The 20610-nt window shown below is 56.0% G+C and carries 16 protein-coding genes; 7 read left to right on the top strand and 9 right to left on the bottom strand.

From position 1 onward, the window contains the following. The first annotated feature begins 130 nt into the window (after positions 1 to 130). The 4 genes from TH25_RS11215 (at position 131) to TH25_RS11200 (ending at position 5568) form a co-directional block, all read left to right on the top strand. Positions 131 to 1117, top strand: coding sequence for a quinone oxidoreductase family protein (locus tag TH25_RS11215; protein WP_258549119.1), 987 nt, complete (start codon positions 131 to 133; stop codon positions 1115 to 1117). A gap of 119 nt (positions 1118 to 1236) precedes the next feature. Continuing rightward, the gene (locus TH25_RS11210) at positions 1237 to 2187 is read left to right on the top strand and encodes a zinc-dependent alcohol dehydrogenase family protein (protein ID WP_114088507.1); all 951 of its coding nucleotides are present in this window, start codon (positions 1237 to 1239) and stop codon (positions 2185 to 2187) included. 40 nt (positions 2188 to 2227) lie between these two features. Then, positions 2228 to 3010, top strand: coding sequence for an SDR family oxidoreductase (locus tag TH25_RS11205; RefSeq protein WP_114088506.1), 783 nt, complete (start codon positions 2228 to 2230; stop codon positions 3008 to 3010). Positions 3011 to 3321: 311 nt separating this feature from the next. After that, positions 3322 to 5568: a TonB-dependent receptor gene (locus tag TH25_RS11200; RefSeq protein WP_114088505.1), complete on the top strand. Its 2247-nt coding sequence runs from the start codon at positions 3322 to 3324 to the stop codon at positions 5566 to 5568. Positions 5569 to 5685: 117 nt separating this feature from the next. Here the strand turns inward: TH25_RS11200 and dxs are convergent, their stop codons facing one another. The 5 genes from dxs to TH25_RS11175 form a co-directional block, all read right to left on the bottom strand. Beyond that, on the bottom strand, positions 5686 to 7602 hold the full coding sequence (dxs, locus tag TH25_RS11195) for a 1-deoxy-D-xylulose-5-phosphate synthase (protein WP_114088504.1): 1917 nt from the start codon (positions 7600 to 7602) through the stop codon (positions 5686 to 5688). 131 nt (positions 7603 to 7733) lie between these two features. Beyond that, positions 7734 to 8696, bottom strand: a complete 963-nt coding sequence (locus TH25_RS11190) for an alpha/beta hydrolase family protein (protein ID WP_114088503.1) — start codon at positions 8694 to 8696, stop codon at positions 7734 to 7736. Positions 8697 to 8721: 25 nt separating this feature from the next. Next, the gene (locus TH25_RS11185) at positions 8722 to 9561 is read right to left on the bottom strand and encodes a polyprenyl synthetase family protein (protein WP_114088605.1); all 840 of its coding nucleotides are present in this window, start codon (positions 9559 to 9561) and stop codon (positions 8722 to 8724) included. A 77-nt stretch (positions 9562 to 9638) separates the two neighbouring features. Further along, positions 9639 to 9896, bottom strand: coding sequence for an exodeoxyribonuclease VII small subunit (locus TH25_RS11180; RefSeq protein WP_114088502.1), 258 nt, complete (start codon positions 9894 to 9896; stop codon positions 9639 to 9641). A 123-nt stretch (positions 9897 to 10019) separates the two neighbouring features. Beyond that, entirely contained in the window at positions 10020 to 10949 is a 930-nt protein-coding gene (locus tag TH25_RS11175) for a histone deacetylase family protein (RefSeq protein WP_114088501.1), read from the bottom strand. Positions 10950 to 11421: 472 nt separating this feature from the next. Between TH25_RS11175 and TH25_RS11170 the strand changes: the two genes are divergently transcribed. Beyond that, positions 11422 to 11739 carry an ArsR/SmtB family transcription factor gene (locus TH25_RS11170; protein ID WP_114088604.1) on the top strand — a complete coding sequence of 106 codons (318 nt, stop codon included), beginning with the start codon at positions 11422 to 11424 and terminating at the stop codon, positions 11737 to 11739. 170 nt (positions 11740 to 11909) lie between these two features. On the opposite strand, the gene TH25_RS11165 is transcribed toward TH25_RS11170, so the two are convergent. The 4 genes from TH25_RS11165 to TH25_RS11150 all read right to left on the bottom strand — a co-directional run bounded on the left by TH25_RS11165 (position 11910) and on the right by TH25_RS11150 (position 16667). After that, positions 11910 to 12752, bottom strand: coding sequence for an EipB family protein (locus tag TH25_RS11165; RefSeq protein ID WP_114088500.1), 843 nt, complete (start codon positions 12750 to 12752; stop codon positions 11910 to 11912). 2 nt (positions 12753 to 12754) lie between these two features. Then, positions 12755 to 13939 carry a hypothetical protein gene (locus TH25_RS11160; RefSeq protein WP_114088499.1) on the bottom strand — a complete coding sequence of 395 codons (1185 nt, stop codon included), beginning with the start codon at positions 13937 to 13939 and terminating at the stop codon, positions 12755 to 12757. Between the two features lie 154 nt (positions 13940 to 14093). Next, positions 14094 to 15881 carry an aspartate--tRNA ligase gene (aspS, locus tag TH25_RS11155; protein WP_114088498.1) on the bottom strand — a complete coding sequence of 596 codons (1788 nt, stop codon included), beginning with the start codon at positions 15879 to 15881 and terminating at the stop codon, positions 14094 to 14096. Between the two features lie 207 nt (positions 15882 to 16088). Next, positions 16089 to 16667, bottom strand: coding sequence for a SixA phosphatase family protein (locus tag TH25_RS11150; RefSeq protein ID WP_114088497.1), 579 nt, complete (start codon positions 16665 to 16667; stop codon positions 16089 to 16091). 278 nt (positions 16668 to 16945) lie between these two features. Here TH25_RS11150 and TH25_RS11145 point away from each other — a divergent pair, with 278 nt between their 5' ends. Both TH25_RS11145 and TH25_RS11140 read left to right on the top strand, forming a co-directional pair. Continuing rightward, positions 16946 to 19096, top strand: coding sequence for an RNA degradosome polyphosphate kinase (locus TH25_RS11145; protein ID WP_114088496.1), 2151 nt, complete (start codon positions 16946 to 16948; stop codon positions 19094 to 19096). A 22-nt stretch (positions 19097 to 19118) separates the two neighbouring features. Next, positions 19119 to 20606 (top strand): Ppx/GppA family phosphatase, encoded by a 1488-nt coding sequence (locus tag TH25_RS11140; RefSeq protein WP_114088495.1) that lies wholly within the window; start codon positions 19119 to 19121, stop codon positions 20604 to 20606. The last annotated feature ends 4 nt before the right edge of the window (positions 20607 to 20610 follow it).

The raw sequence follows: 20610 nt of genomic DNA, 5'->3' as shown, positions 1-20610 counted from the left end.
TTCGTTGCACGCGCCCTGCCGCCAACCGATGTTTCACCCTCCCTTGCGCCGGGCAACAAATGCTGTTGTCTGGCGCTTTTTTATTCGGTCAAATCGGATTTATCCGACGTCACGAAGAAAGAAGCATACCATGCCCGATCTTACCGCCCGTCAAATCATGATCGACACACATGGCCCCGCCGGGAACATGATTGTCAAAAACATTCCCCTGGGTGCCCCCGGCCCCGATGAAGTCCGCATCCGCCAAACCGCGATCGGTTTTAACTTTATCGACGTCTATCAACGCAGCGGTGCCTATCCGCTTTCGCTTCCCAGCCCGCTGGGCCATGAAGCCGCCGGCGTGATCGAGGCCGTTGGCCGCAACGTCACCCACCTTAAACCTGGCATGCGGGTAGCCTATATGAATGCGGGCCTTGGCGCCTATACCGATTTGCGCAATGTCAACGCGGACAAGCTGGTACCCCTGCCCGATACAGTATCGGACGAACAGGCCGCCGCCACGATTTTCAAGGGCATGACGGCGCAGTACCTGCTCAAACATACCTGCCCGGTTCACGCAGGCGATATGGTGATTATCCATGCCGCCGCAGGGGGTGTGGGGCAAATCCTGTCGGGCTGGGCCAGGGCATTGGGGGCCTTTGTGGTGGGGACCGCAGGTTCGGACGAAAAATGTGCCATTGCGCGTGCGGCGGGGTGCGATATCGCCATTAACTACCGCAACGAAAACTGGATGGAAGAACTGCTTGATGCGACCAAGGGCCGCAAGGCGCGCGTGGTGTATGATTCAGTGGGCAAAGACACCTTTCTGCAGTCGCTCGACTTGGCACAGCCTTTTGGCATGGTGGTGCTGTTTGGTGCGGCATCTGGCCCGGCACCGGATATTTCGCCGGAAATCCTTAATAAAAAGGGCTGCCTGTTTTTAACCCGGCCATCGGTTTTTCCGCATAATGCGGACCCGGAACGTTTCCGCGCCAATGCGGGCGATCTGTTTGACGCCATCGCCAAAGGCTTTGTCAAAGTGGAAATCGCGGCGCGTTTTGCCCTTGAGGACGCGCCTGCCGCCCACGAACTGGCCGAAAGCCGAACCACAAGCGGGGCGATCCTGCTGGTACCCTGATCGGTCCTGAATGTTCACCATCGCCAGCCCGGTTGCTTTTTTGCCAGAAACCGGGCTGGCTGTTATCTGTCAAACGCACTAGGTTCAAGGACGCACCTTCTGGCAACAGGCAGATAAACATGAAGAATTCGGCCCTTTGGTATCGGCAGTTTGGCGACCCGCTTGACGTTCTTGGCCTTGAAACGGCCCCGCTTAAACCGCTTCAAAGCGGGCTGGTCCGGGTGGAAATGATGGCATCCCCCGTTAACCCGTCCGATCTGATCCCGGTGACGGGGGCCTATCGCCACCGTGTTTCGCCACCGCAAATTGCCGGGTATGAAGGGCTGGGCACCATTGTTGAAAATTCGGCGGGTGACATCTGCCCGTTTTCTGTTGGGCAGCGAGTATTACCCCTGCGCGCAACCGGTACCTGGCAAAACTTTGTTGATGCAGACCCTGCCTGGATGGTCGCCGTACCCGACAATATCAGTGATGACATTGCCCTGCGCGGTTATATCAATCCGCTGGCGGCATGGTTGATGCTTGATCTTTGGCCGGTGAAGGGCAAAAACATCGTTGTTACTGCTGCCGGGTCTTCCTGTGCAGACCTGTTGACCCAGTGGGCATTGGCACAGGGGGCGACTTCTGTTACCGGCATTTACCGCAGCGCCACACGCAAAACCGGCATTGAGGGCCTTGGCGCCCATCCCGTTGATATGACCGACGAAGCCGCCCTGGTTGATGCGGCCAACAGCGCCGATATTGTGTTTGATGCCGTGGGCGGCGACCTTGCCCGGCATTTGCTGACCCATATGCCAGAAGGCAGCATTATGGTGTCCTATGGGCTATTGTCAGGTCAGTTATTTGCTTTGCCGGAAAATGCCGTGGCACGCATTCAGCGGTTTCATCTGCGCGACCGGCTGGAAACGGTTTCACCGGCAAAATGGCAGGGCTGGTTTGATCAGCTCTGGCCGTTATTAAACGATGCCAGCCTGCCGCCCCTGGCCGTTTTTGACCTGGCAGACTGGAAAGACGCCCTTACCTTTTTTCATCAGCCCGGCCGGTTGGAAAAACCGGTTTTGCAATTCTGATACCGGGATCACCCCCACCATCAAACAGGACGATAAACAGATGAACGACACGCAACATCCCAGGGTCGCCTTTGTCACCGGTGGCGCTCAGGGGCTGGGTTTGGGCATCAGTCTGCATTTGCTGAATGCGGGCTGGAAAGTCATGATGTTTGATCTTGATGAAGAAGCAGGCCGCAAGGCAATGGAGGCCCTGAGCACCGAAAAGCGGGAACGCTGCCTGTTTTTTGCCGGGGACGTCGCGAATGAGGATGATGTTGCCCTTGCCATTCAGCGCACGATTGACCGCTTTGGCCGGATAGACGGGCTGGTTAACAATGCCGGCATCGCCAACCCCGATAATGGCCCATTTGAACATCTGGCTTGGGAAAGCTGGCTTCGCGTGATCAATGTCAATCTCGGCGGGGCGTTTCTGGCGGCCAAACACGCCACCCAGCATTTGCGCAAAAACAAGGGTGCCATCGTCAATATGGCCTCCACCCGCGCCTTTCAGTCCGAAGCCAATAGCGAGGCCTATGCTGCCACCAAAGGCGGGATTGTCGCGCTGACCCACGCCATGGCCGTCAGCCTTTCTGGCGCGGTGCGCGTGAATGCCATTGCGCCGGGCTGGATCGAGGTTGCGGACTGGCAAAAATCAGCCAACCGCAGCACGCCGGTCCATAGCGAAACCGACAAAAGCCAGCATCCGGCAGGGCGTGTTGGTATTCCGGCCGATATTGCCAATGCGGTTGCCTTTTTGCTCGATGGGGAAAAATCCGGCTTTATCACCGGGGAAACCCTGCGCATTGATGGCGGCATGACCCATAAAATGATCTATCAGGACTGATCTGTTCCTTCTGCGACTCGTTCGCAATATTTCACTTTCCAGATTTCCCGGCAGGGCTGACGAAAGGGCATTTTCGTCAGCCCTTTTGCATGTCATGGCGCAAAAAACACGCATTAGGAGCAGTTTCGGCAAATTTCGCCAAAATGAACACGCACAGGTTTTATTTGTCTGAAACGGGAAATTGTGAAATTGAGCAATTATATCGCTATTGATAGTCATGATCATTATCATTGAGATTAATTATCAATAGTGATAACTGGAGGGCAGTTTTGCAGGTCAGAAGACCTGCGTGAAATTCTTGGGAAATCGACATGTCACTTTCTGCAAAAAGTCGCAGCCCGTTTGCGGTCGCGCTGCTGGCATCGGCAAGCCTGCTTGCCCTTTCTGTCCCCTCTGTTTCTGCTCAGGAAACCACATCATCGCAACAGGCCGGGGCCGAGGATAAGGCCGTCAAACTGAAGCCGATCACCATTGAAGGCCAGGCCGAACAGGAAGCAGGTGATCCCACCCCGCCCGCCTATGCCACCCCGCCCGCCTATGCGGGCGGCCAGGTTGCCACGGGCGGGCGTGCCGGTGTTCTGGGCAACAAAGATGTGCTTGACACCGCCATCAACAGTTCGGCCTATACCGAAAAACTGATCCGGGACCAGCAGGCCGATACCATTGCCGATGTGGTTGATAATGACCCCGGTGTGATCACCTCCTACAGCTATGGCGGGTCGGGCGACCGTTACATGATCCGGGGTTTTGTGCTGGATGGCGACGATGTGTCGCTGGATGGCCTGTATGGCACGGCACCGCGCCAATTGGTCGATGTTTCGATGTATGAGCGGGTTGAAGTCACCAAAGGTGCATCGGGTTTTTTGAACGGTATGTCACCGGGCGGCAGCGGCATTGGCGGGTCGATCAATCTGGTGCCCAAACGCGCCACCGATACGCCGATCACCCGCCTGACCACGACCTATGGCATGGATAGCGAAGTGGGCAGCCATCTTGATGTCGGTCGCCGTTTTGGCAAGGACAACCAGTTTGGCATTCGCGCCAATCTGAAATACAGCAACGGCAATACCGCAATCGACGACGAGCAGCGTGAAACCATCGCCGGCGCCCTGTCATTTGATTATCGCGGTGATGATACCCGCATCACCATCGATAGCGGTCATAACGAAAAAAACACCGATCATGGCCGCACCTCCATCACGCTCAACAGCGCGCTTACCAGCATTCCCGATGCGCCCTCCGCCTCGCATAATTTCAACGCCGATGGCACCTGGGCCGATTTGCAGGATGATTTCATTCAGGGCCGTGTCGAACATGACTTCAATGAAAATGTCATGGGCTATATCGCACTCGGCACCCGGCATATGGAAGAATCCGGTATTTATTCCACCTCGCGGATTGACGGTACCGATGGTTCCATGAGCTATAGCAGTTCCTATATTGTGCGCAACGATACCACCAACACGGCAATGGGCGGGGCGCGCATAAAATTTGATACGTTCGCTGTCTCACATGAACTGAATGTCGGCGCATCTGGCATGTGGAACAAAAGCCACCAGGCCTGGGCCTTTGCCAGCGGTTTTGCGCGGAACAGCGGCAATATCTATGGCGAAACGCCGTCATCCTATCCGGCGCTGGGGGCGGCCACCGGCGATTTGAACGATCCCGGCCTGCGTAACACCAACGACCTGACCAGCTATTTCCTTGCTGATACGCTTAGCTTCCTTGATGACCGGGTTCATTTTACCGCCGGTGTGCGTCGCCAGTCCGTCACCACACGGCAGTTCGACCTGACCAGTGGTGCGCGCACCATCAATTACAGCGCCGATGAATACACGCCGATGTTTGGTGTCGTCGGAAACGTGACCGAACAGGTCTCTGTCTATGCCAATTACATGGAATCACTTTCGCCGGGTGAAACGGCCCCCTCTGCCGGTTCGGACCCGACCCTGACCAACCCCAGCGAACAGCTTGCCCCCTACACGTCCGAACAATATGAAATCGGCGTCAAGGCCGATTACGGCACCATTGGCGGCAGCATCGCCCTGTTCCAGATCGAAAAGCCGTCGGCCTATAAAAATGCCAGCAACACATTTGCCGCCGATGGCGAACAGCGCAACCGTGGGCTGGAACTTCAGATATTTGGCGAGCCGGTTGAAGGCACACGTATTCTGGGCGGCGTCACCCTGCTGGATGCCCAACTGACCGACACCCAAAACGGCACCAACAATGGCAACAGCCCCATCGCCGTGCCCGATTATGTTGCAAAACTGGGCGTGGAATATGATTTGCCGTTCCTTCATGGGGCGACGGTCAATGCCCGTGTCATTCATACGGCATCACAATATGCCGATGCCGCCAACAGTCTGGAAATTCCGTCCTGGACCCGTCTTGATCTTGGCGCACGTTACGAAACCGATATTCGCACCTATCCGGTCACGCTGCGTGCCAATATCGAAAACGTCACCAATAACGATTATTGGGCATCGGCCAATGGCGGGTATCTGACCATGGGCGCACCGCTGACGGCCAAACTTTCGCTGACGGTTGATTTCTGATCACCCTGCCAACAGGCACACCCCCAATACAAAACGCCACCCGGTTTTTCGGGTGGCGTTTTTATGTGCGCGATAGGTGTTTACCAACGGCCAATCAGGCCACGGGACATCAAAAAATCAGGCCCTTGCCTTGCCTTCTTCCAGGCCCAGTGCCGCCAGGGCGGTGCTGACAATTGCTGCCGCATCCAGCCCGGCCTCGGCATATTGCTTTTCGGGTTTGTCATGATCCAGCAACGCATCGGGCAAGGTCATGGTGCGTACCTTCAGGCCCAAATCAAGCAGGCCGTGGCCCGCCATATGCTGCAAGACCAGCGCGCCAAACCCGCAAATTGATCCTTCCTCGATCGTAATCAGCACTTCATGATTACGTGCCAGTTTCTCGATCAGATCACCATCCAGCGGCTTGGCAAAGCGGGCATCGGCCACGGTGGTGGAAAGACCCCGTGCCGCCAGATCCTCGGCCGCAGAAAGCGATTCAGCAAGGCGGGTGCCATAGGACAGAATGGCAATTTTGCTGCCTTCGCGCAAAACACGCCCCTTGCCAATTTCCAGAACCTGGCCTTCGGCGGGCAGTTCAACCCCCACACCTTCGCCGCGCGGATAACGGAACGCGCTGGGGCGGTCATCAATGGCCCAGGCCGTAGTGGTCATATGGACCAGTTCGGCTTCATCGGCCGGGGCCATCAGCACGATATTGGGCAAACAGCCGAGATAGGCCAGGTCATAGGCCCCGGCATGGGTCGCGCCATCGGCTCCCACCAAACCGGCGCGGTCCAGCGCGAAGCGCACCGGCAGGTTTTGCACCACCACATCATGCACCAACTGGTCATAGCCGCGTTGCAGGAAGGTGGAATAAATGGTGCAAAACGGTTTGTAGCCTTCGCACGCCATACCGGCGGCAAAGGTCACGGCATGCTGTTCGGCAATACCGACATCAAAGGCACGGTCCGGGAAGGCATCGGCAAACAGGTTAACCCCGGTGCCCGAGGGCATGGCCGCGGTAATCGCTGTTACCTTGGCATCCTTTTCGCCCAGCTTCACCAGCGTTTCACCGTAAACCTTGGTGTAGGACGGCGCGTTGGGGGTTGGCTTTGCCTGCTTGCCCGTTACCACGTCAAACTTGGCAACGCCATGATATTTATCCGCCGCATGTTCCGCCGGAGCATAGCCCTTGCCCTTCTGCGTTACGGCATGGATCAATACCGGGCCATCCAGGTCGGCATCGCGGACATTTTTCAAAACCGGCAGCAAATGATCCAGGTTGTGGCCGTCAATCGGCCCGACATAGAAGAACCCCATTTCTTCAAACAGGGTGCCCCCGGTCACCATCCCCCGGGTATATTCCTCGATCTTGCGGGCCGCTTCCTCGATCTGGCGGGGCAGATGTTTGGTCAGGCCCTTGGCCGCGTTGCGCAAGCCCTGATAGCTTTTGCCCGAAATCAGACGAGACAGATAGCCCGACATGGAGCCCACCGGCGGGGCAATCGACATGTCATTGTCGTTCAAAATCACAATCAGGCGCTGATCAGTGGCAGCCGCATTGTTCATGGCTTCATAGGCCATGCCCGCACTCATTGCGCCATCGCCGATCACGGCAATCACGTTTTTGCGTTTGTCATCCGATAGCTGGTTGGCCACCGCCATGCCCAGGCCCGCCGAAATCGAGGTTGAGCTATGGCCCGCGCCAAACGGGTCATATTCGGATTCCGCACGTTTGGTAAAGCCCGACAACCCACCACCCTGGCGCAGGGTGCGAATACGGTCACGCCGCCCGGTCAGAATTTTATGCGGATAGCACTGGTGCCCCACATCCCAGATCAATCGGTCATGCGGGGTATCAAACAGGTAATGGATGGCAACGGTCAGTTCGACCACACCCAACCCGGCCCCCAAATGCCCGCCCGTGACCGAAACGGCATCAATGGTTTCCTGTCGCAATTCATCGGCAAACTGGCGCAGTTGGGCAGGCTGCAATTTACGCAGGTCTGACGGGATCGTAACAGTGTCAAGCAGCGGGGTCTTGGAGGTGGTCATGCCGAACTCGATTTTTGTGTTCTCTCAGCGTTTGATTTCGTGACAACAGGGTGACGCTTTGGCAATCCCATTGCAAGGGGCGTAAAATAGCGGGGTTGGATAAAATTAGCGACCCCGAAAATAAGCCAAATTCAACCGGCATGAACGCGATCGAGAAAATGCGCCACAAGCTGCTGCACACTATGATGAATATGCGGCCTTTCCCGGCCAAAATCCCGGCACAAATGCGGGAAATTTTGCGCAATATATTCCGTACAGGGCGGCAGGAACGAATAATGCCCCGCCCCCTTTATGCGCACAAAACCGGCCCTGCCCTGCAACAACTGGCGAAAACGGGCCGCATTGACATCGTGAAGCAAAACTTCATCGGTTTCCGCCTCTATCACCAGCATCGGAATATCAACATTTTCAAACCCGGCACGGGTTGCCGCCACGCCAAAGGCCGGGGCAATGGCAATGATGGCCGAAATGCGTTCGTCGCGTGCCGGTACAATGGGCACACCATAGCGGCCGCGCAAACGGTCCAGGTCGGTTTGATCAGGCACAAATTCGCAAATCACCCGGTCTGAGTCGCGATTGGCGGCACAATAACGCTGCCATTCCCCGGCATCGAACTGCCAGCCCGCCAGTTTAAAAACCGTCGCCCCGCCCGCCGAATGCCCCAGGGCACAAATGCGGGTGGCATCAATATGCGGGGCAATATCATCCTGTGCCAAAAGCAGGTCCAGTGCCTGTTTCATTTCCAGCGGACGGCGTTCAATAATCGCCAATGACCGCGCATCCGCGGCATCCAGGTAATTATCGCCATTATGCTGCAAGGCCGCGACAATATAGCCGCGCCGGGCCAGATATTCCGCCAGCCAGAAATGCACAAACCGGTGTCCTTCCGACCCGTGCGAAATCAGCACCAGAGGAAAGGGCCCGCCCGGCGCAAAACCGGCATTGCGTGCCGCCGTGCTGGCAACACCCATATGGCGTACCGGCGTTTCTTTGCCGCGCGCCGGATACCACAAGGCCAGCGGGAACGGGTCCTTGTCAAACACCCGGTCCCGAAAGCCCGCATGATAGGCGGTTTTTTCCTCAATCTCCGGCATAAGGCAGCCCTGCTTTCCCAAGGGCTCAGCGTTTGCGGTCAATCACAAAGCGGGCCACGGCGCGAAGCGGTTCTGCCTCGTTATCAAAGGCATCAAGATGACGAATGGCCTGATCACACAGCATCTGTGCCTGTTTGCGCGCCTGCTCCAGACCCAGAAGCTTCACATAGGTGGATTTTGCCTGCTCCTGGTCCTTACCCGCCGTTTTACCCAGATCATCGCTGCTGGCTTCGACATCCAGCAGGTCATCCTTGATCTGGAAGGCCAGGCCCATATCGTGGGCATAGGCCCGAAGCCCCATGCGCATCGTATTGGGGGCCTTGCCCAAAATCGCCCCGGCCTCGCAGGCAAAGGCGAATATTCGCCCGGTTTTTAACAAATGCAATTGCGTCACCTGGGTTTCGCTCAGGCTTTTGCCCTCGCCCGCCAGGTCAATCATTTGCCCGCCAACCATGCCATAGGGGCCCGCCGCCCGCGCCATTGCCCGCACAAGCTGCGTACAGACACGCGGGTCGGGATGGGTTTCCTCGTCGGCCAGCACCTCAAAGGCCTGGGTCAACAGGGCATCGCCTGCCAGAATGGCGGTGGCTTCGTCAAACTGTTTGTGGCAGCTCGGTTTGCCGCGCCGCAGATCATCGTTATCCATTGCCGGTAAATCGTCATGGATCAGCGAATAGGTATGGACCATTTCAATTGCGGCGGCCACACGAAGCGCCGATGTCCGTGACACCTTGAAAAGCGCGGATGATGCCATGACCAAAAACGGTCGCAGCCGTTTGCCTTCGCCCATTGTCGAATACCGCATCGCCTCAAACAGGCGTTCTTCAATCTGCCCGTCAGGACGTGGCAGGATCTTGTCAAGCATGTCGCCAAGATCGGCAGATGCCTCTCCCAGCGCAGAAATCAGGTCATAGCTCACCCGGGACTCCGCCTTGAATGTGGTTATTCGATTTCGGTGGCTGTGGCGGCGGGTTTACCATCCGCGCCCAGCGTAATTTTTTCGATCCGTTCTTCGGCAGCACGCAGTTTTTCCGCGCAATGGCGTTTTAAGGCAGCACCCCGTTCATAGGATGCAATTGCGTCATCAAGGCCCACCTGCCCCTGTTCAAGCTGCCGCACCAGATTTTCAAGCTGACCCAAAGCCTCCTCGAAGCTCAGTTTGGCAATATCTTCGGGAATGACAGGATTTGCGTCCGACATGTTTGCTCCTTTTTATTGGCTGGGCGGAGTTTACGCGCAAGGCCCCCACAGGGCAACACAAAGCCCGGCCCGACTTTGCCCCTATTACGCAATTTGCCCAACAGGCTGCGGCAGGCGGGCGGATCAGCCCGTCATCAATGCCCGCACATGCGCCAATACCGACGATGCCAGGGATGGCAAATCATAGCCCCCTTCCAGAATCGAAACCAACCGGTTCTCGCAACACTGCGCGGCGACCCTCAAAAGCTGTTCGGTCATCCAGATAAAATCACTTTCCACCAGCGAAAGTCCCGCCAGCGGGTCATTGCGATGGGCATCAAACCCGGCAGAAACAATCAGAAGCTCCGGGGCAAAACCAACCAGCCCGGGAACCACATAATCATGAAACGCCTTTTGGATTTCCGCTGTGCCCGCGCCTGCCGTCAGGCCCACATTGAGGATATTATTGGCACATCCCCGGTCCATCGGGTCGCCCGTGCCGGGGTAAAGCGGCCATTGATGGGTGGAACAATAAAACAGGTCGGGATCATGATAAAAAAGATCCTGGGTACCATTGCCGTGATGCACATCAAAATCCATTACCGCAACCCGCTTGATACCATAGGTTTCGCGGGCATATTGCGCGGCCACGGCGGCATTGTTAAACAGGCAAAAACCCATTGCGCGTTCATATTCGGCATGGTGCCCGGGTGGGCGCACCCCGACAAAGGCATTGCGTTCATGCCCCTGCATGACGGCGTCCACCGCAACACAGGCCCCGCCAACCGCCCGCAACGCCGCCTCGCCCGAGGCGGGCGACACATAGGTATCCCCATCGAGCGATACTTCACCCTGTTCGGGTATCCTGGCAAAAATACGATCCACATAGGCCGGGTCATGCACCCGTTTGATCAGGTCAATATCGCCGCGCCGGGCTTCCTCGCGATGCAGAAACATGAATTCTTCGGCTTCAAGAACCCGTTGAATAACCCGCAGGCGGTCCGGTTGCTCCGGGTGGCCGGGCCCAGGATCATGCTCAATGCAGGCACGATGCGAAACAAACAATGTTGCCATACCCGTCTGCTGCCTCCCGTTTATGTGCCGGTCTGTTTTATTTTATCGTCCAAAGCGGCCCCGCCGCCCGAATGACATCATCCCCGGCTTTCTGTAACACTATGTAACACCTGACTTGACGCACCCAGGAAACAATTGCAATTTAATTCTTCTTTGCATCTTTGGGCGCAATCTGCCTTGGCATAAATCACATATATCCTGAAATAAACCCGACCAAAGTCCAATTTCGCCCATTTTTGCACCGGAATTTTGAAGTTTTCTGACAATTTGCAAATCAGACTTTGCGACTGGTCAAATAGACAAATATAATACTTTTGAACAGGGCTGCGGAAGGCAATGCGCGTGCCCCTGTCCGTGACCAACCTGCAAATAAGCCACAGTTGTGAAAAGATGGGCAACGTCCCATCCGTGATAACGGGGTAAATTATCACGCATTCACAACCGGGATCACGACCGGAATGAAATGAGGCACATGGAAATAAAAGAATTAGAACAACAAGCCGGAAGGGCCAGTGCCCTTCTCAAGGCCATGAGCAACCAAAGCCGACTGATGATCTTATGCCAGCTACACAATGGCGAACGATCCGTCGGCGAACTTGAAAAGATCATCGGGTTAAGCCAGTCCGCCCTGTCGCAGCATCTTGCCAGATTACGGCGCGACCATTTGGTCACCACACGGCGTGAAGCACAGACAATCTATTATTCGCTCAACGGAGATGAGGCCGTGCGCATCATCAAGACGCTGTATGACCTCTACTGTTGCGATGGCAAGGACTGCAACGTCGCATAATCGCGCCAGCGGCACTGATTACTGATTGGGCTTTGGCAATGCCGGTTTAGCGTTCCGCGTCGGCAAAACGCGGCACGGCGTGTCATGGCATCATCGGGGTATAAAAAATGGCCTTTCGCACATTTCGGGCGACAGGCCATTTTTCATGTCACATAAAAACCAAACCGCGATCAGTCACATTGCGGCGGCGGCAATTCACGCACCTTGACCAAATCGCCGCGCAGTTTGAAATCGCCAAAATTTTGCACCAGGCCCTGGGTAATCCCGTTTTGCCCGTAATCCACCGACATTTCATAAGCCGGTTGTTCTTCATCATCATCAACCGGGAAAAACGCCATGCTGACGCGATGAAACGGCGTATCAGCGATATGGTTTGCATCAATGGCGGCGTTTTCAGCCTTCATTTTCCCCGAAATCACGGCCGAGATATGATAAACCGGCGTATCACCCGCACCATCAAAAACCCGGTCACTGGCAAACACATCGCCATCAATGGCATGTTGCAACAGCTTGATCGAATGCTGGGTCGGAAACAGGGTATCAACGGGCAGTTCCTCGGTCACATCAACCGGTTTTTCGTAATGAACCACCACCTTGTCATCCAGGCGTTCGGCATTCCCGTTGACTTCATCGGTCAAATAGCCATCCTGAAAATCACGCACCCGAAACCGGTAATGTTTGGCCGCAAAATCTTCCCACTGCGTCATGCTATAGGATGAATTGACAGCACCGCCCTGCGGCCCCTGCAAAATCAGCGAATTGCGATATTCGGAAATCCAGCCGTCACACACCTTTTCAAACCGGAAACCAAAGGCCCCGCGCGCGGCAACAACGGAGCTGTTGGCCCTGGTGGACACCAGTCGCAGCTTGTATTCCGCGACATGCGACACCAAACCATTGGCAGCCGCAGACGGCCCGGCCTGCGCGCTACATCCGCCCAGCGCGGCACCAAAGGCCACTGCGACCGCAAGCGTTGCATAGCGGCCTGCCGCATTTCGCACTATTTTTGGCAAATCTATTCTCCGCTGCCAACGATATTTAAAATCCACGAATCCTTAACGCCATTTTTGGCAGTAGCAAGGCGTAAATCATTTGCCCGTGCCATATTCATTGGACCTACTGCAATTCTAAGATAAGGCCTACCCTCTACCGTCGCCGGAATCAATTGCGGATGATATTGTGAAAACTGGTCAAGGGCCATACGGGCACGCTTCTGGCTGTTAAAACTGCCCAGCACCACATATTTACCTGCACGCACCCCGTCGTATGCCCCTTTTTCAAGGGCATCCCCGCCCGATGCCTGTTTTTGCACATCCGGCCCGACAGCCCCACCTGTTAACGGGGTTTTCTTCAACGTTTTGGATCCAGCCGGTGCAGGTGGCAGGGATGATTGCGAAACGTCGCCATTTTCACCACCGGGCACATCGCGCGGTGCCTCCGGGGGCATGACATCTGGCATAACGCTGGCCTGAAGACCGCTTAAATCGCCGGTTTTTGCTGCTCCCTTGGCCGGTTGCTCTTTGGCTATCGCATCCGCAGCCGCATCAGATGTTTCATCTGATTGGGCCGTTGTGTTCACATCCGGGGCGTCTTCTGGCAGGGGCGCCATATCCTTTGGGGCTGCGATTGGCAGGGTATCGCCGGTATTGGCCTTTGTTGCCTTTGTTGCCTTTACGACGCCGCCCGTGGCGTTCTGCGTGGCGAGCGCCCCGTCAACCTCGTGCGCTTCATCAGCCTCGTCAGCCCGCTTGGTCCCATCAGCGCGATCAGCCCCGTCCCCAAGTACTGGCGGGTCAAGCTGGCTTGCGGCGGGCGGCAGGTCAACAATCATGACATCGGCAGAATTACCAAGCGGATGTACACGTCCGTGGCCGGGTTTGCTCCAATCCTCGACCGGCGCGTTAACCGCATAAACAGTGGAGCGCGCACCGGAAAGCGGCGCAATGGCCGACGCCCCGTTGCGATCAACAAACCCCATTGTCGCCCCGGAACCCACCTTGCAATCCCCATTGCCAAACAGGGACGCATCCGTTCCGCAGCCCTGACCCGCAACCAGGGTGCGCTGATTTTCGGCAACAGTGCGCCCCGTCGTGACATAACTGATCAGATCATCCGCCAGCCTCGATAACGTCGTATCGTCCCCCGATCCGCCACATGCACTTAGCAACAGGGGGGCGGCTGCTATCAGAAACTTTTTCACGGCCCGTCTCCCATCGAATAAACGTCCTTGATCAATTCTGACCGACAGCACCTTAATATAAGGGTAACGCCAGTTGCAAATACGCAACAAAAAAGAGCGATCAGCCGGGCCAATCGCTCTTTTTGGAGATTTACGTCACGGACAAAGGCCGTGATCAGTCTTTTTTCGCCTTGGGCGGCAACTGTACCCGCAAATGCAGTTCCTTAAGCTGGCGGTCTTCAACAACCGAAGGCGCATTCATCATCAAATCCTGGGCCTGCTGGTTCAGCGGGAAGGCAATGACTTCGCGAATGTTCGGTTCATCGGCCAGCAGCATGACGATACGGTCAACACCCGGGGCCGAACCACCGTGCGGCGGCGCGCCGAATTTGAAGGCGTTCAGCATGCCGCCAAAGCGTTCTTCAACCACTTCCTTGCCATAACCGGCAATGTCAAACGCCTTGTACATGATGTCCGGGCGATGGTTACGAATGGCACCCGAGGACAGCTCGATACCGTTACAAACGATGTCATACTGCCAGGCTTTAATATCCAGCGGGTTCATGTTTTCCAGCGCGTCCAGGCCACCCTGGGGCATCGAGAACGGGTTGTGGCTGAATTCGATCTTGCCGTCGTCGTCTTCCTCGAACATCGGGAAATCGACAATCCAGCAGAACTTGAACTTGCCTTCTTCGCGCAGGCCAAGGTCATCGCAAATCTTTTCACGCGATTTACCGGCAAATTTGGCTGCCGGCAGCGGCTTGTCACAGGCAAAGAACACCGCATCGCCATTGGCGACACCGGTGGTTTCCTTGATCGATGCAATGCGTTCGGCATCCAGGTTCTTGGCAATCGGGCCTTTGGCTTCGCCGTTTTCATCATAAACGATGTAACCAAGACCGGCTGCACCCTCTTCCCGGGCCCAGGCATTCAGCTTGTCAAAGAAGCTGCGCGGACGGTTGGCAGCGCCCGGTGCCGGAATGGCACGCACCACCGAACCTTTTTCGATATTTTTGGCAAAAATACCGAAATTCGAGCCACGGAATGCTTCGGTCACATCCGAGATAATCAGCGGGTTGCGCAGGTCGGGCTTGTCCGAACCATACTTTGCCATCGATTCATCAAACGGAATGCGCGGGAACGGATAGCTGGTCACTTCACGACCCCCACCGAACTCGACAAAAATATCATGCAGGACCGGTTCGATGGCCTCGAACACGTCATCCTGGGTGGCAAAGGCCATTTCAAAGTCAAGCTGATAGAACTCGCCCGGCGACCGGTCGGCACGAGCGTCCTCATCGCGGAAGCACGGTGCGATCTGGAAATAACGGTCAAAGCCCGAAACCATCAGAAGCTGTTTGAACTGCTGGGGTGCCTGCGGCAGGGCATAAAACTTGCCCGGATGGGTGCGCGAGGGCACCAGAAAGTCGCGTGCGCCTTCCGGCGAGGATGCGGTCAGAATGGGCGTCTGGATTTCAAGGAACCCCTGGGCCGTCATTTTCTGGCGCATCGCCGAAATCACCTGCGAACGCAGCACGATGTTTTTATGAACACTTTCGCGACGCAGATCGAGGTAACGATGACGCAAGCGAACTTCTTCGCCATATTCAACATCGCCAAAAACCGGCATCGGCAGCACATCGGCCGAGGACTGGACTTCGATATTCGAGGCATAAACCTCGATCTCGCCCGTCGGCAGGTTCGGATTGATGGTTTCGGGGGTCCGCTTAACCACCTTGCCGTCAACCGTAATCACGCTTTCGGCGCGTGATTTGTCCAGAACCTCGAAAAGCGGGCTGGAAATGTCGATCACGACCTGGGTGATACCATAATGATCGCGCAAATCGACAAACAGAAGGTTGCCGTGGTCGCGTTTGCGGTGAATCCAGCCAGACAGGCGGACTTGGGCGTCGGCATCGGAAACGCGAAGTGCATTGCAATTATGAGAGCGATAAGGGTGCATGGTCTTTCCAGGTTGCGTTATATTTTGGGCCGCGATTGGGCCGCAAAGGTGCATGGCTGACCGGCGCTGTCAAACAAAAAACGCGCAAATCTGCCGTGCTCTGTGCCAAAACGGCACCCGACCCGGCTTATTTGCGACAACATCCTTATCTGACACGCCTGTCAGCATCCGAATTTTCCCGTATAAAACGCTTCTCGCCTGCCCGCGTCAAGTATTGGCAGACGCATCCCCTGCACCGGTTGCGGCATCGTCCGAACCAGACGGGATTTCCCCTTGCAATTGCTTGACCTTGATGAACCGCTGCAACTGCCCGCCACGCCATGTAATATCGGCCCAGTCATCAATCTCGAAGGTGAAATGGCATAACGCACAGGTGGGAAATTTGCGCTCCATCTCCGAACGAAACCCGTTGCTGTCATCGCCGATCAATTCCAGGGCAAAACTTTCCATACCGGGATTATGACCCACCATCATCACGGTATCGGCATCGTCATGGGTTTGCTGCAGGCATTTCAAAAGGGCGGTTTCGCGCGCCATATACAGGTCTTCGGCATAAATCACCCGGTCGGTTTCGGCAAATTGCCGCCCCAACAGCCCCAGTGTTTGCACCGCGCGCACCGCCGTCGAACACCAGACCAGATCGGGCATCAGCCCCTCGCGCAGTAAAAAACGGCCCATAACCGGGGCGGCCTTTTCCCCGCGCGGATTGAGTTCGCGGTCATGGTCCGCCCGGGCCGGGTCCTCCCAGCTTGATTTGGCATGCCGCAACAACAACAACGTCTTCATGAACATTTGGCCCGTTTATGATGGATCAATGTTTTCGCCCACAGACATGCCATAAGGTGAACGTCGATACCATGTAAAAAACTGACACATAATTGTAGGATTTCAGGACGCTTTTTTTGACTATTCTGCCGCGTCGAATCTATTTGACCATCATTGGCGCAATTGCTTTTTCCGGGTTACAAATTGCAGTTTAACAATCAGTTATCGTATACTCGCAGGCAAGAGAGATGGTGGCGTTTTAATTCCAACACCATATGGCTCATGGCAGGAGGCTTTGCGTGAAACACGCTGCGGCAATTCAATCAAGTGCAATCACCATTGATTCGGAAAAACGCTTCATCAATCGTGAACTTTCCTGGCTTGCCTTTAATGGCCGCGTTCTCGAAGAAGCGCAGAATCAGAACCACCCGCTGCTTGAACGGCTGCGTTTTCTGTCCATTTCGGCCAGCAACCTGGACGAATTTTACATGGTGCGTGTGGCGGGCCTGGTGGGTCAGGTCCGTGCGGGCATGACCAATATCAGCCAGGATGGTTTAAGCCCGTCCGAACAGTTGCGCGCCATTACCTTTGATGCCAACCAGCTTTTGCAGGACCAGCAGCGCATCTGGCAGCAATTGCGTGCCGACATGCACCAAAAGGGCATTTCCCTTATTCAGCCCGACGATCTGACCCAGACAGACCGCAAATGGCTCGATGGCTATTTCATGCGGGAAATTTTCCCCACCCTGACGCCGCTTGCCATTGACCCGTCACACCCCTTCCCGTTCATTCCGAACCTGGGGTTTGCCATTGTCATGCAGTTGTTTGACCCGTCCGACGGGCACAATATGCGCGGGCTGATCCCGATGCCGCCCAAAATTGGCCGTTTCCTGCGCCTGCCCGGCCGCACCGAACGGTACCTGCCGCTGGAACATGCGGTTTTGATGTATCTGGATAAACTGTTCCCCGGATTCGATCTGATCGAACACGGAATGTTCCGCGTGATCCGCGACTCTGACGTGGAAATCGAGGAAGAGGCCGAAGATCTGGTGCGCGTGTTCAAAACCGCGCTCAAACGCCGCCGTCGTGGCAGCATCATCCGGCTGAAAGTCAATGCCTCCATCCCCGAGGACCTTCTGAACTTCGTGATCGACGAACTCAATGTCGCGCCCGAACAGGTGGTCAAGGTTGACGGCCTTCTGGGGGTTGTCGATGTTAAACAGCTGATCGATTCCGATTTGCATCACGACCTGCTGTTCCCGCCCTATGCCGCACGTTACCCCGAACGGGTGCGCGACTTTGGCGGAGACTGTTTTGCCGCGATCAGCAAAAAGGACCTGGTGGTTCATCACCCGTTTGAAGATTTCGACGTGGTGGTGCAGTTCCTGTTGCAGGCCGCGCGCGACCCCGAAGTTGTCGCCATCAAGCAAACGCTCTATCGCACATCGGAAAACAGCCCGATCGTCAAGGCGCTGATCGCCGCCGCCGAAGCCGGGAAATCCGTTACCGCAATGGTCGAGCTCAAGGCCCGCTTTGACGAGGAAGCCAATCTGCGCTGGGCGGCAGACCTTGAACGCGCCGGGTGCCAGGTGGTTTATGGCTTCCTGGAATGGAAAACACATGCCAAGATTTCGCTGGTGGTGCGCCGCGAAACCCACGGCCTTCGGACCTATTGCCATTTTGGCACCGGCAACTATCACCCGATCACGGCCAAATTCTATACCGACATTTCCTTTTTCTCGTGTGATCCGGCCCTGGGCCGCGATGCGGGCAGCATTTTCAATTTCATGACCGGCTATGCCACCCCGCGCTCGCTGGAAAAAATCGCTATTGCCCCGCACACATTGCGCCCCAGCCTGGTGGCTAATATCGAAAAGGAAATCGAAAACGCCCAAGCTGGCAAACCCTGTGGCGTATGGGCCAAAATGAACAGCCTGGTGGACCCGGTTGTGATTGATGCGCTTTATCGCGCTTCTCAGGCCGGGGTGCCGGTGGAACTGGTGGTGCGCGGGATTTGCTGCCTCCGCCCGGGTGTGCCGGGGCTTTCGGAAAATATCCGTGTTAAATCCATTGTCGGGCGGTTCCTGGAACATTCCCGTATTGTGGTTTTTGCCAATGGGGCAAAGCTGCCCTCGCGCAAGGCCAAGGCGTTCATTTCCTCGGCCGACTGGATGCCGCGCAACCTCAATCGCCGGGTTGAATGCCTGGTTCCCATCGAGAACCCCACTTGCCATCGCCAGATCATCGAACAAATCATGATTGCGAATTTAAAAGACACCGCCCAAAGCTGGTATCTGCAACCGGACGGGTCTTATGAAAGGTGCGAGGCGGACAAGGATGCGTTTTCGGCCCACAACTATTTCATGACCAATCCGTCCCTATCGGGCCGGGGCAGCGCCCTTGACGAAGACAATATGTCTTCTGTTCCGGTGCTGGTTCTTGACGAATAAATAACCGGGTATTTTCAGCCACATGCTTACCGATCAACGGGTCTCAAAGCGCATTGCCATCATTGATGTCGGGTCAAACTCTGTCCGGCTTGTCGTTTTTGATGGTCAAACGCGTGCTCCCGCCCCCATTTTCAACGAAAAGGTCATGTGCGGTTTGGGCCGTGACCCGGATGGATCAGGAAAACTGAATCCGGAAGGGGTTGAAATGGCAATCGGTGCCCTGCGCCGCTTTGCCACCCTGTTACGCGCCATGAAAATTTCGCGGGTGGATGTTTTGGCAACCGCAGCCGTGCGTGCGGCCAGCGACGGTGATTATTTCTGCCGTCGTGTGTTTGATGAAACCGGCCTGACCATCAAAATCATTGATGGCCTGGAAGAAGCCCGTCTTTCGGGCCTTGGCATCATTTCCGGCGACCCGCACGCAACCGGCATCATGGGCGATATTGGCGGCGGCTCGCTTGAGCTTGTACTGCTTGATCAAGGGCAGATCCTGGAACGTGTCAGCCTGCCACTGGGGGCGATGCGCCTGCATACCGTGTTTGGCAGCAACCGCAAGGCACTGGAAGACGAGGTCAACCAGCATCTTGATAGCGTTCCCTGGCTGACCAAACATGAAAAACTGCCGCTTTTTGCCGTTGGCGGCTCCTGGCGGTCCATTGCCAAACTTTATATCGCGCAGGAAAACTACCCCATTTCGGTCGTGCATAACATGACCATGCCGTTTGGGGAAATTTCCGATTTAACACGTATCATCTCGCAGCAAAGCCGCGCCTCGCTGGAAAAAATCGGCGGGGTTTCCAAACGCCGGACCGACAGCCTGCCCCATGCCGCCCTGGTCATGCACCACCTGATCAACCGCATGAAGGCAAAAAACGTCATCTTTTCGGGGCATGGGCTGCGCGAGGGCTGGATGTTTGAAGCCCTGCCCGAAGAAGTGCGCGACCGCGACCCGCTGCTGGAAACCTGCCTGAGCTTTGCCGAGGATAGCGAACGTTTTCATCAGCACGGCGAAGAGCTTTATCGCTGGACCGACCCGATCTTTCGTGACCAACCAGCCAATTTGCGCCGCCTGCGCCTTGCAGCCTGCATCATTGGCGATATTGGCTGGAACGACCATCCCGATTACCGGGCCGAACAAAGTTATAACCGCGTCGTCAGACATCCCTACCTTGATCTGAGCCACATTGACCGTGTGTTTCTCGCCTATACCATCGGGTCGCGCTATACCGGCAATTTCCGGGGCGACGCCGCCTGTGACCGCCTGTTAGACGAAGATACCCGCAAAACCGGCCGCCTGTTTGGCCATGCCATTCGCCTTGGTCACACCCTTTCGGGCGGGGTCGAGGGCATCCTGCCGCATAGCGAACTGGTGCTTGATGACAAAACCCTGATCCTGCGCCTGGACCGCAAAATTGGCGACCTTAATGGCGAAGTCGTCGATCAGCGCCTGTCCAAACTGGCAAAATTAATGGAATGCGACAGCAAAATAGAAATTGTTGATGCAACCTGATAAG

The organism is Thalassospira profundimaris, assembly GCF_003326755.1.
Lineage (GTDB): Bacteria > Pseudomonadota > Alphaproteobacteria > Rhodospirillales > Thalassospiraceae > Thalassospira > Thalassospira profundimaris_B.
The sequence above is the reverse complement of the archived record's forward strand: the minus strand, read 5'-3'. Positions and strand labels throughout refer to the sequence as shown.

Bases quoted from the DNA above. Each gene is read 5' to 3' on its own strand.
- TH25_RS11215 (WP_258549119.1), top strand. From the start codon at position 131: ATGCCCGATCTTACCGCCCGTCAAATCATGATCGACACACATGGCCCC.
- TH25_RS11210 (WP_114088507.1), top strand. From the start codon at position 1,237: ATGAAGAATTCGGCCCTTTGGTATCGGCAGTTTGGCGACCCGCTTGAC.
- TH25_RS11205 (WP_114088506.1), top strand. From the start codon at position 2,228: ATGAACGACACGCAACATCCCAGGGTCGCCTTTGTCACCGGTGGCGCT.
- TH25_RS11200 (WP_114088505.1), top strand. From the start codon at position 3,322: ATGTCACTTTCTGCAAAAAGTCGCAGCCCGTTTGCGGTCGCGCTGCTG.
- dxs (WP_114088504.1), bottom strand. From the start codon at position 7,602: ATGACCACCTCCAAGACCCCGCTGCTTGACACTGTTACGATCCCGTCA.
- TH25_RS11190 (WP_114088503.1), bottom strand. From the start codon at position 8,696: ATGCCGGAGATTGAGGAAAAAACCGCCTATCATGCGGGCTTTCGGGAC.
- TH25_RS11185 (WP_114088605.1), bottom strand. From the start codon at position 9,561: ATGCTTGACAAGATCCTGCCACGTCCTGACGGGCAGATTGAAGAACGC.
- TH25_RS11180 (WP_114088502.1), bottom strand. From the start codon at position 9,896: ATGTCGGACGCAAATCCTGTCATTCCCGAAGATATTGCCAAACTGAGC.
- TH25_RS11175 (WP_114088501.1), bottom strand. From the start codon at position 10,949: ATGGCAACATTGTTTGTTTCGCATCGTGCCTGCATTGAGCATGATCCT.
- TH25_RS11170 (WP_114088604.1), top strand. From the start codon at position 11,422: ATGGAAATAAAAGAATTAGAACAACAAGCCGGAAGGGCCAGTGCCCTT.
- aspS (WP_114088498.1), bottom strand. From the start codon at position 15,881: ATGCACCCTTATCGCTCTCATAATTGCAATGCACTTCGCGTTTCCGAT.
- TH25_RS11150 (WP_114088497.1), bottom strand. From the start codon at position 16,667: ATGAAGACGTTGTTGTTGTTGCGGCATGCCAAATCAAGCTGGGAGGAC.
- TH25_RS11140 (WP_114088495.1), top strand. From the start codon at position 19,119: ATGCTTACCGATCAACGGGTCTCAAAGCGCATTGCCATCATTGATGTC.